The sequence below is a fragment of the Bordetella genomosp. 5 genome (assembly GCF_002261315.1).
Lineage (GTDB): Bacteria > Pseudomonadota > Gammaproteobacteria > Burkholderiales > Burkholderiaceae_B > Bordetella.
Map to the genome: position 1 here is coordinate 501170 of NZ_NEVP01000004.1, position 17521 is coordinate 518690.

The 17521-nt window shown below is 68.1% G+C and carries 18 protein-coding genes; 13 read left to right on the forward strand and 5 right to left on the reverse strand.

What is annotated here, in order from left to right; all coding sequences use genetic code 11:
* Positions 1-47: 47 nt before the first annotated feature.
* Entirely contained in the window at positions 48-965 is a 918-nt protein-coding gene (locus tag CAL25_RS07845) for a tripartite tricarboxylate transporter substrate binding protein BugE (RefSeq protein ID WP_249278994.1), read from the reverse strand.
* Positions 966-1753: 788 nt separating this feature from the next.
* On the opposite strand from CAL25_RS07845, the gene CAL25_RS07850 reads away from it, so the two are divergent.
* The 10 genes from CAL25_RS07850 (at position 1754) to CAL25_RS07895 (ending at position 11064) form a co-directional block, all read left to right on the forward strand.
* Positions 1754-4708: a monovalent cation/H+ antiporter subunit A gene (locus CAL25_RS07850; RefSeq protein WP_094799371.1), complete on the forward strand. Its 2955-nt coding sequence runs from the start codon at positions 1754-1756 to the stop codon at positions 4706-4708.
* Between the two features lie 2 nt (positions 4709-4710).
* Positions 4711-5055 carry a Na+/H+ antiporter subunit C gene (locus tag CAL25_RS07855; protein ID WP_094799372.1) on the forward strand — a complete coding sequence of 115 codons (345 nt, stop codon included), beginning with the start codon at positions 4711-4713 and terminating at the stop codon, positions 5053-5055.
* A complete protein-coding gene (locus tag CAL25_RS07860; RefSeq protein WP_094799373.1) occupies positions 5052-6683 on the forward strand; it encodes a monovalent cation/H+ antiporter subunit D in 1632 nt (543 codons plus the stop codon). Before CAL25_RS07855 ends, CAL25_RS07860 begins: the two co-directional genes overlap by 4 nt.
* On the forward strand, positions 6680-7165 hold the full coding sequence (locus CAL25_RS07865; RefSeq protein ID WP_249278995.1) for a Na+/H+ antiporter subunit E: 486 nt from the start codon (positions 6680-6682) through the stop codon (positions 7163-7165). Before CAL25_RS07860 ends, CAL25_RS07865 begins: the two co-directional genes overlap by 4 nt.
* The gene (locus tag CAL25_RS07870; RefSeq protein WP_170948428.1) at positions 7165-7446 is read left to right on the forward strand and encodes a K+/H+ antiporter subunit F; all 282 of its coding nucleotides are present in this window, start codon (positions 7165-7167) and stop codon (positions 7444-7446) included. The genes CAL25_RS07865 and CAL25_RS07870 overlap by 1 nt, the downstream gene beginning before the upstream one ends.
* A complete protein-coding gene (gene mnhG, locus CAL25_RS07875; protein ID WP_094799375.1) occupies positions 7443-7790 on the forward strand; it encodes a monovalent cation/H(+) antiporter subunit G in 348 nt (115 codons plus the stop codon). Before CAL25_RS07870 ends, mnhG begins: the two co-directional genes overlap by 4 nt.
* A 176-nt stretch (positions 7791-7966) precedes the next feature.
* Positions 7967-8467: a hypothetical protein gene (locus tag CAL25_RS07880; RefSeq protein ID WP_432759228.1), complete on the forward strand. Its 501-nt coding sequence runs from the start codon at positions 7967-7969 to the stop codon at positions 8465-8467.
* A gap of 149 nt (positions 8468-8616) precedes the next feature.
* Positions 8617-9465, forward strand: a complete 849-nt coding sequence (locus CAL25_RS07885) for a haloacid dehalogenase-like hydrolase (RefSeq protein ID WP_094799376.1) — start codon at positions 8617-8619, stop codon at positions 9463-9465.
* A 37-nt stretch (positions 9466-9502) separates the two neighbouring features.
* Positions 9503-10006 (forward strand): tRNA adenosine(34) deaminase TadA, encoded by a 504-nt coding sequence (tadA, locus tag CAL25_RS07890; RefSeq protein WP_283162759.1) that lies wholly within the window; start codon positions 9503-9505, stop codon positions 10004-10006.
* Entirely contained in the window at positions 10003-11064 is a 1062-nt protein-coding gene (locus CAL25_RS07895; protein ID WP_094799378.1) for an LD-carboxypeptidase, read from the forward strand. Before tadA ends, CAL25_RS07895 begins: the two co-directional genes overlap by 4 nt.
* Before the next feature lie 54 nt (positions 11065-11118).
* On the opposite strand, the gene CAL25_RS07900 is transcribed toward CAL25_RS07895, so the two are convergent.
* The gene (locus CAL25_RS07900; RefSeq protein WP_094799379.1) at positions 11119-11913 is read right to left on the reverse strand and encodes an enoyl-CoA hydratase/isomerase family protein; all 795 of its coding nucleotides are present in this window, start codon (positions 11911-11913) and stop codon (positions 11119-11121) included.
* 50 nt (positions 11914-11963) lie between these two features.
* Positions 11964-12752 carry a LysE family translocator gene (locus CAL25_RS07905; protein ID WP_094799380.1) on the reverse strand — a complete coding sequence of 263 codons (789 nt, stop codon included), beginning with the start codon at positions 12750-12752 and terminating at the stop codon, positions 11964-11966.
* Between the two features lie 96 nt (positions 12753-12848).
* On the opposite strand from CAL25_RS07905, the gene CAL25_RS07910 reads away from it, so the two are divergent.
* Complete coding sequence (locus CAL25_RS07910; protein ID WP_094799381.1) at positions 12849-13385, forward strand: YaeQ family protein; 537 nt, start codon at positions 12849-12851, stop codon at positions 13383-13385.
* A gap of 51 nt (positions 13386-13436) precedes the next feature.
* Here the strand turns inward: CAL25_RS07910 and CAL25_RS07915 are convergent, their stop codons facing one another.
* A complete protein-coding gene (locus CAL25_RS07915) occupies positions 13437-14060 on the reverse strand; it encodes a chorismate--pyruvate lyase family protein (RefSeq protein ID WP_094799382.1) in 624 nt (207 codons plus the stop codon).
* Between the two features lie 99 nt (positions 14061-14159).
* On the opposite strand from CAL25_RS07915, the gene CAL25_RS07920 reads away from it, so the two are divergent.
* A complete protein-coding gene (locus CAL25_RS07920; protein ID WP_094799383.1) occupies positions 14160-14891 on the forward strand; it encodes a pseudouridine synthase in 732 nt (243 codons plus the stop codon).
* A gap of 68 nt (positions 14892-14959) precedes the next feature.
* On the opposite strand, the gene CAL25_RS07925 is transcribed toward CAL25_RS07920, so the two are convergent.
* A complete protein-coding gene (locus tag CAL25_RS07925; protein ID WP_094799492.1) occupies positions 14960-15871 on the reverse strand; it encodes a LysR family transcriptional regulator in 912 nt (303 codons plus the stop codon).
* A gap of 414 nt (positions 15872-16285) precedes the next feature.
* On the opposite strand from CAL25_RS07925, the gene CAL25_RS07930 reads away from it, so the two are divergent.
* Entirely contained in the window at positions 16286-17521 is a 1236-nt protein-coding gene (locus CAL25_RS07930) for an efflux RND transporter periplasmic adaptor subunit (RefSeq protein ID WP_094799384.1), read from the forward strand.

Below are 17521 nucleotides of genomic sequence, written 5' to 3' on the forward strand. Positions count from 1 at the left end.
AAAGCTTATGGCCGCGGGCCGCCAGCAGGCGGCCCGCGCCGTTTCATTTACTGCGTGAGCTTGATGTTCTGCTCGCGCGCGATCTTCTGGCGCAGTTCGAGTTCGCGCTTGATGAGCGCCGCGTAATCCTGCGAGCTGCCGCCGTCGATGAACGAGCCGCCATCGATCAGACGCTGGGCCGTCTTGGGATCCTTGAGCGCCTTGACCGCCGCGTCGTGCACGCGGGCGACCACGTCGGCGGGCACACCGGCCGGCGCCACCAGTCCGTACCAGGCCATGTTGTTCATGGCGGGCAGGCCGGCCTCGGCGAAGGTCGGTGCGTCCACGCCCTTCACGCGTTCGGTGGATGCCACCGCCAGCGCGCGCAGCTTGCCCGCCTGGATGTGCGGCATGGAAGAGGGCAGGTTGTCGAACTGGGCGCTCACCTGCCCGGCGATCGTATCGTTCAGGCCCGGGCCCGATCCGCGGTACGGCACGTGGATCATGTCCGTGCCGGTCAGCGATTTGAACAGCTCGCCATCCAGGTGCGAGATGCCGCCGGTGCCGGCCGAGGCGTAGCTGTATTTGCCCGGGTTGGCCTTGAGCAGGGCGATGAACGCCTGCAGGTTCTCGGCGGGCACCTTGGGATTGACCGTCAGCACGTTCGGCACATTCACCAGATTGATGATGGGCGTGAAGTCCTTGAGCGGGTTGTACGGGGTGGCGGGATTGGTGGCCGGGTTCGTCGCCATGGTGCTGACCGTGGCCATGCCCAGGGTGTAACCGTCGTTGCTCGCCCGCGCGAGCGCTTCGGCGCCGATCGCGCCGCCGCCGCCACCGCGGTTTTCGACCACCACGGCCTGGCCGAGCTCACGGCCGAGGCCCTCGGCGACGATCCGGGCCACGATATCCGTGGTGCCGCCGGCCGCGAACGGCACGATGAGGCGGATCGGGCGGTCGGGATACTTGGCCTGGGCGCCAGCCATGACGCAGGTGCTCGCCAGGACGGCGCCGAGCAGCAACTTGAGCTTGGGCAACTTCATTCGACATCTCTCCTCGGTACGGGTCCGGTCTGTCTGCCGGCTGGCCGTGGGTTGTTGCGCCCGCCGGGTCGCGGGGGCACGTGTCCGCAGGTCGCGGGAGCGCCATTGCAGCGAAAAAGCGGTGTCCCCGATATGGGTATCTACCCGCAGCGCAACAAACAGGGCGGGATGGACCCGGCGGTGGTGCGACGCCATACTGAGCCGCGGGGGCCGGGGAAGCTGGCCCGGGAACCGGTCCGACGCTGCGGGCGGGCCGCCTTCGAAAGCCCGATCAAGCCGGCAAAACCGGTCTTTTCCGTCCCTCAATCTGCCGCCTGGTGGCACCGGTTTCGCGCTTGCGCCGGCCAGCTTTTTGTAAGCTGAGCGAAATAAAGCGACGTTGGGCGAATTTGACACATTCCGAGTGCCGAAATGGGCTGTCAATCCACTGTCATTCGCTTGTTCGATTCTTGCGGGAATCGGTGCGCATCCCGCAGCGATTGGCTGCTATCCGTGCACAACTTACAAGAATCTGATATTTTTCACGTAAGAATTCCTGGCGCTTTCCGCCGAAACCCTTGTCGTATCCTGTCGCCGCAGCGGCGCGTCCGCGGGCGGTGCCTGCCCCTGCCGGGGGCCGGCGGTGGGCGGTTGCGTGGTCTCGTGCCAGGGATTTACCGACTGCCATCCCTGGCTTCATGCTCTCGCGGTGCACGCCACGCCGTCTGGAGCCGGATTTTCCCCGGAGCGCCATGTCGCTGATTCTCATCCTCGCTCTGCCGTTCATCGGCAGTCTGTGCGCCGCTTTGCTGCCAACCAACGCCCGCAATGCGGAATCCTGGCTGGCCGGCATCACGGCGCTGGTCTGTACCGTCCTGGTGGCCAGCCTGTATCCCCAGATCGCGGCCGGCGAGGTGGTACGTGCGAACTTCGAATGGGCCCCCGCGCTCGGCCTGCAGTTCTCGCTGCGCATGGACGGCTACGCCTGGCTGTTCTCGCTGATCGTGTCGCTCATGGGCACGCTGGTGGTGCTGTATGCGCGCTACTACATGTCGCCCGAGGACCCGGTCCCGCGTTTCTTCTCCTTCTTCCAGGCCTTCATGGCCGCGATGCTGGGCGTGGTGCTCTCCGGCAACCTGATCCAGCTGGTGATGTTCTGGGAAATGACCAGCCTGGCCTCGTTCATGCTGATCGCCTACTGGCATCACCGGGCCGACGCCCGCCGCGGCGCCCGCATGGCGCTCACCATCACGGGCGCGGGCGGCCTCTGCCTGCTGGCCGGCGTGCTGATCCTCGGCCATATCGTCGGCAGCTACGACATGGATCGGGTGCTGGCCTCGGGCGATCTGGTCCGCGCGGATCCCTGGTATCCCGCCGTGCTTGCCCTGGTGGCGCTGGGCGCCCTGACCAAGAGCGCCCAGTTTCCGTTCCAGTTCTGGCTGCCCAACGCCATGGCGGCGCCCACGCCGGTCTCGGCCTATCTGCACTCGGCCACGATGGTGAAGGCCGGGGTGTTTCTGCTGGCGCGTTTCTGGCCGGTGCTCGCGGGCACCGAAGAGTGGTTCTGGGTCATCGGCGGCGCCGGGGCGATCACGCTGGTCCTGGGTGCCTACGCGGCCATTTTCCAGCGTGACATGAAAGGAGTGCTGGCGTACTCCACCATCAGCCATCTCGGCCTCATCACGCTGCTGCTCGGCCTGAACAGCACGCTCGGCCTGGTGGCCGCGATCTTCCACATGGTCAACCATGCCACGTTCAAGGCCTCGCTCTTCATGGCGGCCGGCATCGTCGACCACGAAACCGGCACGCGCGACATGACCCGCCTGTCGGGCCTGTACAAGGCGATGCCGATCACGGCCACGCTGGCCATGGTGGCGGCCGCGTCCATGGCGGGCGTGCCGCTGATGAACGGCTTCATCTCCAAAGAGATGTTCTTCGCCGAAACCACCTTCATCTCGGGCGATCGCGCGCTCGAAATCGGCCTGCCGCTGCTGGCCACCGTGGCCGGCGCGTTCTCGGTGACTTATTCCCTGCGCTTCATCCTGCAGGTGTTCTTCGGCCCGCCCGCCACCGACCTGCCGCGCGCGCCGCACGAGCCGCCGCGCTGGATGCTGTTCCCGAGCGGTCTGCTGGTCATGATCTGTTTGATCGTGGGCATCATTCCCGGCCTTACCGTCGGGCCGTTCCTGCACCTGGCGGCGCAGAGCATCCTGGGCGAGCGCATGCCGGAGTACAGCCTGGCCGTCTGGCACGGCTTCAATCTGCCGCTGGCGATGAGCTTCGTCGCGCTGATGGTGGGCATCGCCCTCTATCTGGTGCTGCGTGCGCACCAGCGCAATCACCCGGGCCGCGTGCCGTTCATCTATCGCTTCGACGGCCGCCGCAGCTTCGAGTATCTGGTCGACTCGGCCTCCGTCCTGGCGAGCCGGGCGGTCCGCGTGCTGGCCTCGTCGCGCCTGCAGGTGCAGATGCTGGTGATCGTGATTGGAACCCTCGCGGTGGCCTGGCTGCCGCTGCGGGTGGGCGGCTGGCTCTCGGGCGACGGTCCGCGCACGCCCGCAGATCCGGTGTTTCTCATTCTCTGGCTGGTGGGTGGCGGCTGCGCGCTGGGCGCGGCCTACCAGGCCAAGTACCACCGGCTGGCCGCGCTCACGCTGTCGGGCGGCGCCGGTCTCATGACCTGCCTGACCTTCGTGTGGTTTTCGGCGCCCGACCTGGCGCTCACGCAGCTGGCGGTCGAGGTCGTGACCGTGGTGCTGTTGCTGCTGGGCCTGCGCTGGCTGCCGCGCCGGATGCTGGCCGGCACCGATGACGACCGTCCGGGCCTGAAGGCACGGGCGCGCCGCCTGCGCGACCTGCTGGTCGCCGGTGTGGCCGGCGTCAGCCTGACCGCGATCACCTACGCGATGCTCACGCGTCCGATCGGCGACACGATCTCGTCGTTCTTCCTGGAGCAGGCCTTGCCCGAGGGCGGCGGCACCAACGTGGTGAACGTGATCCTGGTGGACTTCCGCGGCTTCGATACGCTGGGCGAGATCACCGTGCTGGGCATCGTGGCGCTCACGGTTTACGCGCTGCTGCGGCGGTTCCGTCCGGCGCAGGAGAGCGTGGAACTGCCGCGTCAGCAGCTCGAGCAGGATGGCCGCGCGGCGCTGCTGCCGCCCGACATCAAGGCGCCGCTGCCCGAAGGCCAGATGCGCGTGCCCGCCGTGCTGGTGCGCATGCTGCTGCCGGTGGCGGTGCTGGTGTCGGTCTATCTGCTGCTGCGTGGTCACAACCTGCCGGGCGGCGGCTTCGTCGGCGGGCTGGTCATGGCTACCTCCATCATCCTGCAATACATCGTGGGCGGCGTGTACTGGGTCGAGTCGCGCAGCCGCCTGAACCCGCAGCACTGGGTCGGCCTGGGGCTGGCGGCGGCGGGGATCGCGGCGATGTCGTCGTGGTTCGCGCTGCGGCCGTTCCTGTCGGCGCTGGCCTGGGACGTGCATGTGCCGCTGGTCGGTCACCTGCATCTGTCGAGCGTGCTGCTGTTCGATCTGGGCGTCTACATGCTGGTGGTGGGCGCGACCGTGCTGGTGCTGGTGGCGCTCGCTCACCAATCGCTGCGTGCACAACGCCGCGCGGCCGCCGAAGCCGAGGCCGAAGACGAGGCTGCCGTGGACCTGCCCGCCGCGGGCGGCGCGGCACCCCAGCCCGAAGGAGCTTGAACATGGAATGGATATATGCGCTGGCGATCGGCGTCCTGACCGGATCCGGGGTGTGGCTGCTGCTGCGGCCCCGGACCTTCCAGGTCATCATGGGGCTGTCGTTGCTCTCTTATGCGGTCAACCTCTTCATCTTCAGCATGGGCCGGCTCACCGTGGGCCGTCCGCCCGTGCTCGAGAATGGCGTGCCGGCCGATCCGAGCCTCTACGCCGATCCGCTGCCGCAGGCCCTGGTGCTGACGGCCATCGTGATCGGTTTCGCAACGACCGCATTGTTTCTCGTGGTGCTGCTCGCTTCGCGCGGGCTGACGGGCACCGACCACGTCGACGGCCGGGAGCCTGAATCTTGATTGATTGGCAGCAACATCTTCCCATTTACCCCATTGCCGTCCCGCTGATCGCGGGCGCGATCATGCTGCTGCTGGCCGACACGCGTCGCCGTGTCCGCGCCGGCATCGCGGTCTTATCCACGCTGATACAGCTGGGCAGCGCGATCGCGCTGCTGGCCATGGCGGGCGGCGCGCTCGGCGCCTGGCCCGAAGGCATCGGCGTCTATCTGCCGGGCGACTGGCCCGCGCCGTTCGGCATCGTGCTGGTGGTCGACCGTCTCGCGGCCGTGATGCTCACGCTCACCGGCGTGCTCGGCCTGGCCACGCTGATCTACTCGCTGTCGCGCTGGGATCGCGCCGGGGTGCACTTTCATTCGTTGTTCCAGTTCCTGCTGATGGGGCTGAACGGCGCCTTCCTGACCGGCGACCTGTTCAACCTGTTCGTGTTCTTCGAGGTGCTGCTGGCCGCGTCGTACGGCCTGATGCTGCACGGCTCGGGCGTGGCACGCGTCAGCGCGGGCCTGCAATACATCGCCGTGAATCTGGTGGCGTCGTTCCTGCTGCTGATCAGCATCGCGCTGATCTACGGCGTGACCGGCACGCTCAACATGGCCGATCTGGCCGTGCGCGCCGGCACGCTGACGGGCAATGACCGCAGCATGTTCGAGGCGGGGTGCGCGATCCTGGGGGTGGCGTTCCTGGTCAAGGCCGGGGCCTGGCCGCTGAACTTCTGGCTGGTGCGCGGCTACGGCTCGGCGTGCGCGCCGGTGGCCGCGATGTTCTCGATCATGACCAAGGTCGGCATCTATTCGCTGCTGCGCATCGGCTCGCTGCTGCTGCCCACGGGCGCGCCGTCGGCCTTCAGCCTGGACTGGATGTTCGCGGTCGGCCTGGCCACGCTGCTGTTCGGCGGTATCGGCCTGCTGTCGACCCAGGGCCTCGAGAAGCTGGCCGGCTACTGCGTGATCGTGTCCGCCGGCACGCTGCTGACCGCGCTCGGCATGCCCGGCGTCGCGCTCACGGGTCCGGCGCTGTTCTATCTGGTGAGCTCGGTGCTCGCGACCGGCGCGCTGTTCCTGCTGATCGAGCTGATCGAGCGCACCCGCACCTTCGGGGCCAACGTGCTGGCCATCACGATGGACGTCTTCGATCTCGACGACCCGTCCACGCCCAACAAATCCGACGACGTGGTCGGCGTGGCGATTCCCGCGGCGATGGCGTTTCTGGGGCTGGCGTTCGTGTCCTGCACGCTGCTCGTGACGGGCCTGCCGCCGCTGTCGGGCTTCGTGGCCAAGTTCTCGCTGCTGTCTGCGGCCGTCACGGCGGCGGATTCGGCCGCGGTGCCGTCGATGGATGCCTGGTTGCTGGTGGCGGCCGTGCTGCTGTCCGGCCTGGCCGGTCTGATGGCGCTCTCGCGCACCGGTATCCGTGTGTTCTGGGCCTCCGACGACCGCAGCACGCCGCGTCTGCGCGTGCTCGAGGCCGGCCCGGTGGCCGTGCTGATCCTGCTGTGCGTGGCGCTGGCCGCGGGCGCGGGTCCGATTTCGGCCTATCTGGATCAAGCGGCGCAATCGCTGGATCAACCCACTCACTACATCGACGCCGTGCTGTCCAAGCTGCCCGTGCGTCCCCTCGAAGGAGTGAACTGATGCGCGACTCCTTCCTGAAAATGCTGTTGCCGCTGTGCATGTTCGTGCTGTGGCTGCTGCTGAACCAATCGGCCTCGGCGGGCCAGATGCTGCTGGGTCTGGCGCTCGCGCTGTGGCTCGGCTGGGCGTCCAGCCGGCTGCGGCCGTTGCGGGCCAAGCCGCGCCGCTTCTGGCTGTTGCCCGGCCTGTTCTGCAAGGTCGTGGTCGACATCGTGCATTCGAACTGGTCGGTGGCCAAGCTCATCTGGGTGCCGCGCGCCGAGATGGCGCCGGGCTTCATCACCATTCCGCTCGAGATGCGCGATCCGCATGGCCTCGCGTTCCTGGCCTGCATCCTGACCTACACCCCCGGCACCGTGCTGGTCGATATCGCGGAGGGCGGCGACATGACCCTGCACGTGCTCGACCTGCAGAACGAGCAGGAGTGGATCGACCTGGTCAAGAACCGCTACGAACGCACGCTCAAGGAGGTATTCGAATAATGGACGTTCTGCTTTTCTGGTCCGCCTCGTTCGCGCTGCTGTGCTTTGCCGTTGCCATGGGCTGCGCGGCGCTGCGCGTGGTGCGGGGCCCGACCGCCCAGGACCGGGTGCTCGGCCTGGATGCCATGTATATCCAGGGCATGCTGATCATGCTGGTATTCGGCATCCGCTCCGGTACCGGGGTGTATTTCGACATCGCGCTGCTGATCGCGCTGTTCGGCTTCGTCGGTTCGACCGCGCTGGCCAAGTTCCTGCTGCGCGGGGAGGTGATCGAGCCATGATCGGAGCCGAAATCCCTTGGTGGATCGCCGTCCCGGCCAGCCTGTTTCTCATCATGGGCGGCATCCTGGCTTTGACGGGCGCGGTCGGACTGTTGCGGTTCGGCCACTTCTACGCCCGGATCCACGCGCCCACGCTGGGCAACACGCTGGGCGCCTGCTTCGTGCTGGGCGCGTCCGCGCTGGTGTTCTCCTATCTGTCGTCGCGCGCGGTTTTTCACGAAGTCGTGATCGTCATCCTGCTGATCCTGACCTCGCCGGTCACGGGCATGCTGCTGATGCGCGCCGCCGTCTACCGTAACCGCTCGGCCGAAATCGGGCCGAACGAACCGCATCAGGAACCCTGAACCGGGCAGGGCGGGCGCCCCGCTTTACGACTCGACAGAGCTGTAACAATTCGGTCGCCCGCCTGTCTTCTCTTTTTCGTATCTTGATCGCAAGGGCTGCGCCCGGACCCGCGCCGCGGGCCGGGACCGGAACTTGCTAAGGGAGGCAGTCACCCCTGCCACGAGAGGAGAAAACCATGGAGCCGTTCACGATGCGTAGCAGCCTGTACACGATTCTGGGCACCACCGGCGGCGCGATCGCGCTGGCCCTGGCGTCCACCTGGATGGTTCAGCCCGCCCAGGCCGCCGACCCCAGCGCCAATACCGCGCCGCGTCCGGCGCAAAGCGCCTATGACCGCGAAGTCGCCCGCTGCAACAGCGGCACGAGCGGCCAGGACCGCGCCACCTGCCTGCGCGAGGCCGGTGCGGCCCGCCAGGAATCGGGCCGTGGCACGCTCAACGAGCCTGCCTACGAAACCAACCAGACCCGCCGTTGCGACAATCTGCCGGCCGGCCAGCGCCAGGACTGCATCACGCAGATGAATGCGCCGACCAACACGCAAGGCAGCGTGAAGGGCGGCGGCATGCTGCGCGAGACCGTGATTCCGGTGCCGGCCGCCACGCCGGGCACGCCGGCCGCGCCCGCCGCGCCGATGACGGCGCCGGCGCCGGCCACCGCGCCGATGCCGGTGCGCTGAGCCCTCGCGCCAGCCTCACGGCAGACGGGTGGTACGCGGTTCGCCGCGCGCCACCCGTTTTTTCTTGCGCGCCGCCCGGCAGCGCCGCCCGGCGCAATCAGGCAAAATGACGCCTGATTCGATTTTCCGCGGTCGCGCCGCGCTCCCACATGTCCGACGTCATCGCCCTGGTATTCGATTTCGACGATACGCTCGCGCCGGACAGCACCACCGGCTTTCTCGGCAGCATCGGCGTCGATACGGCGTCGTTCTGGAAAGACGAGGTCGATCCGCTGCTCACGCGCGACGACTGGGATCCGGTGCCGGCCTATCTCTACAAGATGATCGAGCTCAGCCAGCGCGGCGCGCTCGGGCCCATCACGCGCGAGCGCCTGCAGGACTGGGGCCGGCGGCTGCCGCTGCACGAGGGCGTCACGACGCTGTTTTCGCGCCTGCGGGCCGCGGTGCGCGCCAGCCATCCGCGCGTGCAGCTCGAGTTCTATCTGATATCGAGCGGCATCGGCGATATCGTGCGCTCCACCCCGATCGCGCATGAGTTCACCGACATCTGGGCATCGGAGTTCGTCTATGGCGAAGACGGCGGCATCACGTTTCCCCGGCGGATCGTGAGCTTTACCGACAAGACGCGCTACCTGTTTCACATCCAGAAAGGCCTGGTCGGCACGGAATTCCGCAACAAGCCCTTCGAGGTAAACCGCAAGGTGCCTCAGGAGCACCTGCGCGTGCCGTTCGACCAGATGGTGTTCGTGGGCGACGGCTATACCGATATCCCGTGCTTCTCGCTCATCAAGCGCGCCAATGGCTACGCCTTCGGCGTGTGGGATCCGAAGCACCGCGACAAGCGCAGCCGGGCCTGGGGCTTCGTGGAGCAGGGGCGGGTGTCCAACCTGAACTTCGCACGCTACGACGAAGAAGCCGAGCTTTACCAACTGCTCGAGGCCGCGCTCACGGCCCTGGCCGGCAATCTTTCGCTCAAGTCGAGGGCCTACGGTGGCTGAGTCGGATCTGCTCCCGGCCACGGTGGCGCAGCCCGAGGTGAGCGCCGCCGACGCCGAACAGGCCGCGCGCGACGAGGCCTTCATGGCCCAGGCGCTGGGGCTCGCGCAGCAGGCCGCGGCACTCGGCGAAGTGCCGGTGGGGGCCCTGGTGGTCGACGCCAGCGGCCAGGTGCTGGGCACCGGCTTCAACCGCACCATCATCGATCACGACCCGACCGCGCACGCCGAAGTGGTGGCGTTGCGTGCCACCGCGGCACGGCTGGCCAACTACCGGCTGCCGGGGCTCACGCTGTACGTCACGCTCGAGCCCTGCGTGATGTGCATAGGCGCCATGCTGCATGCCCGGCTCGACCGCATCGTCTACGGCGCGCACGACCCCAAGACCGGCGCCTGTGGCAGCGTGCTGAACGTCGGCGCGGTCGCTCAACTGAACCATCACACCTCCATCGTGGGCGGCGTGCTGGCGGAACCCTGCGGCGAGATGCTGCGCGATTTCTTCCGTCAACGCCGCCAGAAAGTATCCCGGGAACCCCGCGCATGACCCAGAAATCCAAACGCTCCAGCAAGGCCGCCGCCTCCCGGCAGCCGGCCACCCGTCACGAGCACGACACGCTGCACGGCCATGACGATGATCATGAGCACGGCGATGCGCATGAGCACGATCATGCTCACGCCTGCGGTCCGGACTGCGTCCACGACCACGCCCCCTCCTCGGGCATCTATCTGGTCTCGCCCTCGTCGGCCGTGCGCGACGCCGCCGAGCTCGAGCTGGCGCGCGAGCGCCTGGCCGCAGAAGGCTTCAAGACGGCGGTCGACCGCGCCGCCCTGGCGCAGCACCAGCGCTTCGCCGGCACCGACAAACAACGCCTGGCGGGTCTAGCGCGGGCGATCAAACAAAAGCATCCGATCGTGATGGCAACCCGCGGCGGCTACGGCCTGACGCGCCTGTTGCCGGAGATCGACTGGAAAGCCATGGCCGACAGCGGCAAGCGCTTCGTCGGCATGAGCGACTTCACCGCCTTCAATCTGGCGCTGTTGGCGCAGACCGGGGCCGAGAGCTACTCCGGCGTAACGGCCGTGCGCGACTACGGGCTGAAGAAAACCGACGAGCTGACGCTCGCGCTGTTCGGCGAACTGATGCGCGGCGAACTCGAGATCCTGAGCTTCGAGACGCGTGACGCGGATCCGGTCGATGCGCGCGGCGTGCTGTGGGGCGGCAACCTCGCCACCCTGGTGGCGCTGCTGGGCACGCCGTATTTCCCGCGCGTGCGCGGTGGCATCCTGTTCCTGGAAGACGTGGCCGAGCATCCCTACCGCGTCGAGCGCATGCTGATCCAGTTGCATCAGGCGGGCGTGCTGGCGCGCCAGAAGGCCATCGTGCTGGGCCACTTCAGCGAGTATCGGCTCGCGCCGCACGACCAGGGTTACGACATGCCCGAGGTCGTGAAGTGGCTGCGCCGCGAGGTCAAGGTGCCGGTCGTCACGGGCCTGCCGTATGGTCATATCGAAACCAAGGCCACGCTGCCCATCGGCCGCAAGATCGGTGTCGCCACCGAGCGCGGCCTGGCCCATCTGGTGCTCGACGAGCACACGCACTAGGCGGAGGTCACTGCGCCTGCCCGCCAATGGCGGCGGGCTCAGGGCCGTCGAGCTTCATTCATCCTGCGACGGCGCCCAATTCGGGCGCCGTTTTTCCAGGAAGGCCGCCATGCCTTCGCGGCCGTCCGCGCTGGCGCGCTGGCGCGCGATGCGCGTTGCCGTGTCTTCGAGCAATTCTGCCGCGAGCGGCCGGCCCGTCACCTCGCGGATCAGCGTCTTGGTCTGCGCCAGCGCATCCGGTGACGCCTGCATGAACTGCGCGAGCAGGTGCTCGATGCGCACGTCGAGCTGGTCTTCGTCGCACCAGTCGTGCAGCAAGCCGATCCGGCGCGCGGTCTCGCTGTCGAAGACCTCGGCAGTCAGAAAGTAGCGGCTGGCCGCGCGCGCGCCGATGGCGCGCAGCACGTAGGGCGAGATCATGGCCGGGATGAGGCCCAGGCGAACTTCGCTCAAGGCGAAACGGGCCGCGGGCGTGCCGATGGCGATGTCGCACGCCGCGGCCAGGCCCATGCCCCCGGCCATGCACGGGCCGTGAATGCGCGCGATGGTGGGCTTGGGGCAGGTGGCGATGGTCTGCAGCAGCGTGGCGAGCGTCAGCGCGTCGTCGCGGTTCTCGGCTTCGCCGGCCTGCGCGCTGGCGCGCATCCAGTTCAGATCCGCGCCCGCGCAGAAAGCCTTGCCCCGGCCGCCCAGCACGATGGCGCGCACGGCGTTGTCCTGCGAGAGCGTCATGAAGGTTTCGGTGAGCTCGGCGATGAGCCGCGGATCGAGCGCGTTGCGCAATTCCGGGCGGGCGAGCCAGACACGCGCGACAGCGTCGCGCCATTCGACTTCGAGGGTCTGCGGCATGAGGGTCTCCGGGAGGACAGCCTCATGCCGTTGTACCACCGCGGGGCGCGTCAGCGCCGTTCGAGCGCCAGCCGCAGGCCGAAGGCGATGAAGACGCCGCCCGTGAGGCGATCGAGGCCGCGGGCCACGGACGGGCGGGCGAGCCAGCGTGCCACCGGACGCGTGGCGGCCACCAGCAAGGCGAACCACAACACGCCCATGGCCGCGTGCAACACGGCCAGGAGCAGGCTGAACTGCAGCACATCGGCGCCCTGCGGGATGAACTGCGGCAGAAAGGTGATGTAGAACACCCCTACCTTGGGATTGAGCACGTTGGTGAGGCAGCCCCGCAGAAACCAGCCCATCGCCGTGGTGTCGTGGGCGACGGGGGAGACAGGGGCGGCGGGCGATCCGGCGGCGGGCGATCCCGCGGCCGGCGCTCCGGCGGCCGGCGACCCGGCGGCGGGCGATCCCGCGGCGGGCGCACCCGCCGCCCTCGCCGTAGCGGCCGCGGGGTCTCCGATTGCCAGCTCGCCCGCCGGGGCCCGTGCCGATGCGGACGGGGCGGCCTGCCGGGTGCGCCACAACAGCCGTGCGCCGAGATAGCAGAGATAGATCGCGGCGCCGATGCGCAGGATGTCGTAGGCCAGCGTGGACATGGCGAGCAGCGAGCCCAGACCCAGCGCCGCGCCGGTGCCCCACACCAGGCAGCCGGCACAGATGCCCAGGCCCGCCATCAGTGCGCGGCGTGCGCCCTCGATGACGCTGGTGCGCAGCACGAGGGCCGTGTCCAGCCCAGGCGTGATCGTGAGGATGCCTGCGGCAAGCGCGAAGGCGATGAGAGCGGTGGTCGTGGTCATGGTGTGGGATCCGACAGAAGCAGCGCGCCGGCAGTGTAACGCGGCGGCTCGCGTTACACTGCCGCCCAGTTTCGTCTTTCGAGGAAGTTCTATCCCATGGCCCTGCGCGCCACCATCTACAAGGCCGACCTGCACGTCGCCGATACCGATCGCAATTACTACGGCAGCCATCAGCTCACGATCGCCCGGCATCCTTCGGAGACGGACGAGCGCATGATGGTGCGGGTGGCGGCCTTTGCCCTGAACGCGCACGACGAGCTGGCCTTCACCAAAGGCCTGAGCGACACCGACGAGCCCGATCTCTGGCGCAAGGACCTGACCGGCGCGATCGAGCAGTGGATCGAGGTCGGCCAGCCCGAAGAGCGCCGTGTGCTGCGCGCCTGTGGCCGCGCCGACTCGGTGGTGATCTATTGCTACGGCGGCCATGCCTCGCAGATCTGGTGGGATGGCATCCGCAACAAGGTCGACCGCGCGCGCAATCTGCGGGTGATCAATCTGCCCTCGGGCCAGACCAACGCGCTGGCGGCGCTCACCGAACGCTCGATGCAGCTGCACGCCAATATTTCGGATGGCGTGCTGTATATGTCGGGCGCGCTCGGTCAGGTCACGATCGAGCCCGAGATCTGGCGCTGAGCGCCGGATCGACCGGCGTCGGCCAGGCAGATTTGCCGCCGGCGCTGGCGGCTAGCCGCGGCGGATGACGTGGCGCTTGAGCGGCGGGAAGGGATTGCTCGCGGCCGCCACGGGCCAGAAGCCGGGCAGAAAACACTCCGCCACCAACAGCGGCTGGCCCGCGCGCCAGAATACCGAGCGGCGCGCCCAGAGATGACGCGCGGCGTGTTCACCATGCTGCGCGTCGAGCAGTCCCTGCAGGCTCTGGAAAAAAGGCACGGGCGCGGCCAGCCGGCGCACGGCGAACGGCGACCGCGTGACGGTGCGATCGTGATAGAGCATATCGGCCAGCGGCCGTGTCGACAGGCGCCGCATGCCCTGCCAGGCGCCGTGCGAAGCGGTGAGCGGCGCGAGGCTGCGCGCCGGCACGCTGTCCACCCCATCGACCGACATCAGGACCTCGCGCACCCACACGGGCGTGCCGGGGGCGATGTGCATGGCGCGCGCCTCGTCGGGCAGGGCGCCTTGCGCGTATTCACCCGTCACGCGCAGGCGGACCTGGCCCACCTGACGCAGACCGGCCGTGAGCGCGCCCGGCCGCATCAGCCAGTGGCGCATCAGCGCATCGCACACGGGAGGGCAGTGACGGAGCCAGCCGTCGGCCAGCGGAGGAGAGTTGTGCAGCGGAAGCGTCATGGCTGCGTATTATGCCAAGTCTCCCGCGGTGGGGCGGGTGCGGCCGGCCAGGTGCGGCCGGCGAGGTGCGGGCGGCCCGGCGCGCTTACAATAGCGCCCATGGAAAAAGTACGTATCTCCAAGCTCATGTCCGAGCGGGGGCTCTGTTCGCGCCGCGAGGCCGACAGCTATATCGAACGCGGCTGGGTGCGGGTCGATGGCGAGGTGGTGTCCGAGCTCGGCGCCAAGGCCTTCCCCAATCAGGTCATCACGCTCGAACGCGCCGCGCGCGCGCAGCAGACCGCGCGCGTCACCATTCTGATCAACAAGCCCATCGGCTATGTGTCGGGTCAGGCCGAGGACGGCTACACGCCGGCCGTGGCGCTGGTCGAGGCGCGTAACCACTGGGCGGGCGACCGCTCGCCGCTGCGCTTCGACCGCAGCCAGTTGCGCGGCCTGGCGGTCGCGGGGCGGCTCGACATCGATTCGCAGGGCCTGCTGGTCCTCACGCAGGACGGCCGCGTCGCGCGCCAGCTCATCGGCGAAGAATCCGAGGTCGACAAGGAGTATCTGGTGCGGGTGCAGGGCAACCTGAACGACCGCGGCCTGGCCTTGCTCAACCACGGCCTGTCGCTCGACGGACGGGCGCTGCGGCCGGCCCAGGTGTCGTGGCAGAACGAAGATCAGTTGCGCTTCGTACTGCGCGAAGGCAAGAAGCGCCAGATCCGCCGCATGTGCGAACTGGTCGGCCTGCGCGTGGTGGGACTCAAGCGCGTGCGCATCGGCCGCGTCAATCTGGCCGATCTGCCGCAAGGGCAGTGGCGCTACCTGCGCGAAGACGAGCGCTTCTGAGTCCGGCGCGGCGCATTTCGCCGCCGCGCGCGCTCACACAATCATTTCAGCCGGTTTCAGCGTTCCCGCTACGGGAACAGGCTGGCGCTATCCTGGCCCAGCGGCGCGAGCCGCAGGCGTTCCATCAAAAACTCGATGAAGATCCGCGTCTTGGCCGGCAGCAGACGGGTGTCCGTGACGGCATAGACCGGAAACGGCCCCGCGTGCCAGTCGGGCAGGATGCGTTTGAGCTGGCTGCTCTCCAGATCCGCCTGCACGGCACGCACGGGCGCCAGGATGGCGATGCCGGCGCCCAGGTTGGTCAGGCTGCGCAACATCGAGATGCTGTTCACCGAATAGCGATGGCCGGGCGTGATCTCGATGTGGCGTTCGCCATTGTGCAAAGGCCAGCGCGTCACGCGCCCGCCGCGTCCGGCGCGGAACTCCAGGCACTCATGACGGGTCAGGTCACTGGGGTGCCGCGGTTCGCCATGGCGCGCCAGGTAATCGGGCGAGGCGTACAGGTAAGCCGGAAGCATGCCCAGCGGGCGCGCGATCTGGTTCGAATCGGGCAGTTCGCCGATCTCCACCGAGACGTCGCAGGTCTGGAACACGCGGTTGGCGTGTTCCGGGCTGGCCTGGTCCAGATAGAACGTCACGTCCGGGTACTTCTGCGAAAACGCGACGAACGCTTCGGCCATGAAGTCGGTGCCGAAGTCGGCCGGCATGTTCACGCGCAGCGGCCCCGACGGGGTCTCGACCAGGTTCTGCAGCTCTTCGTGCACCACCTGCGCCTCGGCGACGATGCGCTCGCAGCGTTCGAAGTAGAGCTGGCCTGCCGCCGTGAGCTCCACCTTGCGGGTGGTGCGCGCGAGCAGCTGCAGGCCGACCGAACGCTCGAGCTCGGCCACCTGGCGTGACAGCGTGGATTTGGGAATGCCCAGGTTCTCGGCGGCACGGCTGAAGTTGCGGGTCTTGGCGACCTCGACGAACAGCTCCATGCCCTGCAAACGTGTGTTCATGGCGGACTCGGGAAGGGCGGAAGGACGGCTGCGGGGATGGCATCAACGGGCGTCCAGGCGGAATTATTGTCCCATATTTGGAATGATGTTTTCGCTTGAGCGCACTTTGTTTCTCGGGCGGGATAACGGACAATGTGGCGTTTTGCAATGCAGCAAAGATGCCCATCTTGTCACTCGTAGAAGTTGGAAAAAGAGGCATCACCCGCGGGGCGAGCCCCCCTCGGGGGGCGGCAAGCCGAAGGCGCAGCGTGGGGGCAACCCTGCCGCCGGGCCGCCCCAAGGCAGGGAGCCCCCTCGGGGGGCAGCAAGCCGAAGGCGCAGCGTGGGGGCAAACCCCCCCCCCCCCCCCCCGCTTTCGGCGCAATACAAATTTTTGTTCGGGATATGCACGGAATGAAAAAGAAGAATCTGGTCCGTCGCGGCGCCTTTGCGCTGTCGGCAACCGCCCTGGCACTGGCTCTGGCCGCCTGCGGCAAGCAGGAAGCGCCGCCCGCGGCGGGCAAGCCGCAGGTCAGCGTCGTCACGCTCAAGACGCAGCCCGTTTCGCTGACCACCGAGTTGCCCGGCCGGACCTCCGCCTATCGCAACGCCGAAGTCCGGCCCCAGGTCAGTGGCATCGTGCAGAAGCGTCTTTTCACCGAAGGCGGCGAGGTGCGCGCGGGCCAGCAGCTCTACCAGATCGATCCCTCGCTCTATCAAGCTGAGTTCGACAGCCGCCAGGCGGCGCTCGCCCGGGTCCAGGCGCAGCTGCGCACCGCCAACCTGCTCGTCCAGCGCTACAAGCCGCTGACCGAGAGCCGTGCCGTGAGCCGCCAGACCTACGACGATGCCGTGGCTACCCGCGACCAGGCCAATGCCGATGTGTTGTCGGCCAAGGCGGCGCTCGAGACGGCCCGCATCAATCTCGTCTACACCAAGGTGCTGTCGCCGATCGACGGCATCATCGGTCGTTCGGCCGTGACCGAAGGCGCGCTGGTCACCGCCAACCAGACCAACGCCATCGCCCAGGTCCAGCAGATCGACCCGATCTACGTCGACGTCACGCAGTCGAGCGTGCAGCTGCTGCGCCTGAAGAGCGCGATGGCCAGCGGCTTGCTGCAGCAGGGCAGCAACGGCCAGGAAGCGCGCGTGACGCTCACGCTCGAAGACGGCACGAAGTACGCGCAGGAAGGCAAGCTGCAGTTCTCGGAAGTCACGGTCGACCCGGGCACCGGCTCGGTGACTCTGCGCGCCGAGTTCCCGAATCCCGATCGCCAGCTGTTGCCGGGCATGTTCGTGCGCGCCCGGCTCGCGCAGGGCGTGGCCGCCGAAGGCCTGCTCGTGCCGCAGCGCGGCGTGACGCGCAGTCAGCGCGGCCTGCCGACGGCGCTGGTGGTCAATGCCGAAAACAAGGTCGAGCTGCGTCAGATCAGCGCCGACCGCGCTATCGGCGATCAATGGCTCGTGACCGATGGCCTGAAGGCGGGCGACCGCGTGATCGTCGAAGGTCTGCAGTCCGCACGTCCCGGCGTCGAAGTGACGGCGACGGAAGCCAAGCCGGCGGACGCCACGCCGGCCGATGCCTCGGCGCCCGCCGCCGACAAAGCCGCCGGCGGCGCAAACGCAGCGGCAAACGCGGCTGCAAAGTAA

Coding starts and splice junctions, on each gene's coding strand:
- CAL25_RS07920 (WP_094799383.1), top strand. CDS start 14,160: ATGGAAAAAGTACGTATCTCCAAGCTCATGTCCGAGCGGGGGCTCTGT.
- CAL25_RS07925 (WP_094799492.1), bottom strand. CDS start 15,871: ATGGAGCTGTTCGTCGAGGTCGCCAAGACCCGCAACTTCAGCCGTGCC.
- CAL25_RS07910 (WP_094799381.1), top strand. CDS start 12,849: ATGGCCCTGCGCGCCACCATCTACAAGGCCGACCTGCACGTCGCCGAT.
- CAL25_RS07870 (WP_170948428.1), top strand. CDS start 7,165: ATGGACGTTCTGCTTTTCTGGTCCGCCTCGTTCGCGCTGCTGTGCTTT.
- CAL25_RS07905 (WP_094799380.1), bottom strand. CDS start 12,752: ATGACCACGACCACCGCTCTCATCGCCTTCGCGCTTGCCGCAGGCATC.
- CAL25_RS07845 (WP_249278994.1), bottom strand. CDS start 965: ATGGCTGGCGCCCAGGCCAAGTATCCCGACCGCCCGATCCGCCTCATC.
- CAL25_RS07900 (WP_094799379.1), bottom strand. CDS start 11,913: ATGCCGCAGACCCTCGAAGTCGAATGGCGCGACGCTGTCGCGCGTGTC.
- CAL25_RS07880 (WP_432759228.1), top strand. CDS start 7,967: ATGGAGCCGTTCACGATGCGTAGCAGCCTGTACACGATTCTGGGCACC.
- CAL25_RS07930 (WP_094799384.1), top strand. CDS start 16,286: ATGAAAAAGAAGAATCTGGTCCGTCGCGGCGCCTTTGCGCTGTCGGCA.
- CAL25_RS07915 (WP_094799382.1), bottom strand. CDS start 14,060: ATGACGCTTCCGCTGCACAACTCTCCTCCGCTGGCCGACGGCTGGCTC.
- CAL25_RS07885 (WP_094799376.1), top strand. CDS start 8,617: ATGTCCGACGTCATCGCCCTGGTATTCGATTTCGACGATACGCTCGCG.
- mnhG (WP_094799375.1), top strand. CDS start 7,443: ATGATCGGAGCCGAAATCCCTTGGTGGATCGCCGTCCCGGCCAGCCTG.
- CAL25_RS07895 (WP_094799378.1), top strand. CDS start 10,003: ATGACCCAGAAATCCAAACGCTCCAGCAAGGCCGCCGCCTCCCGGCAG.
- CAL25_RS07850 (WP_094799371.1), top strand. CDS start 1,754: ATGTCGCTGATTCTCATCCTCGCTCTGCCGTTCATCGGCAGTCTGTGC.
- CAL25_RS07855 (WP_094799372.1), top strand. CDS start 4,711: ATGGAATGGATATATGCGCTGGCGATCGGCGTCCTGACCGGATCCGGG.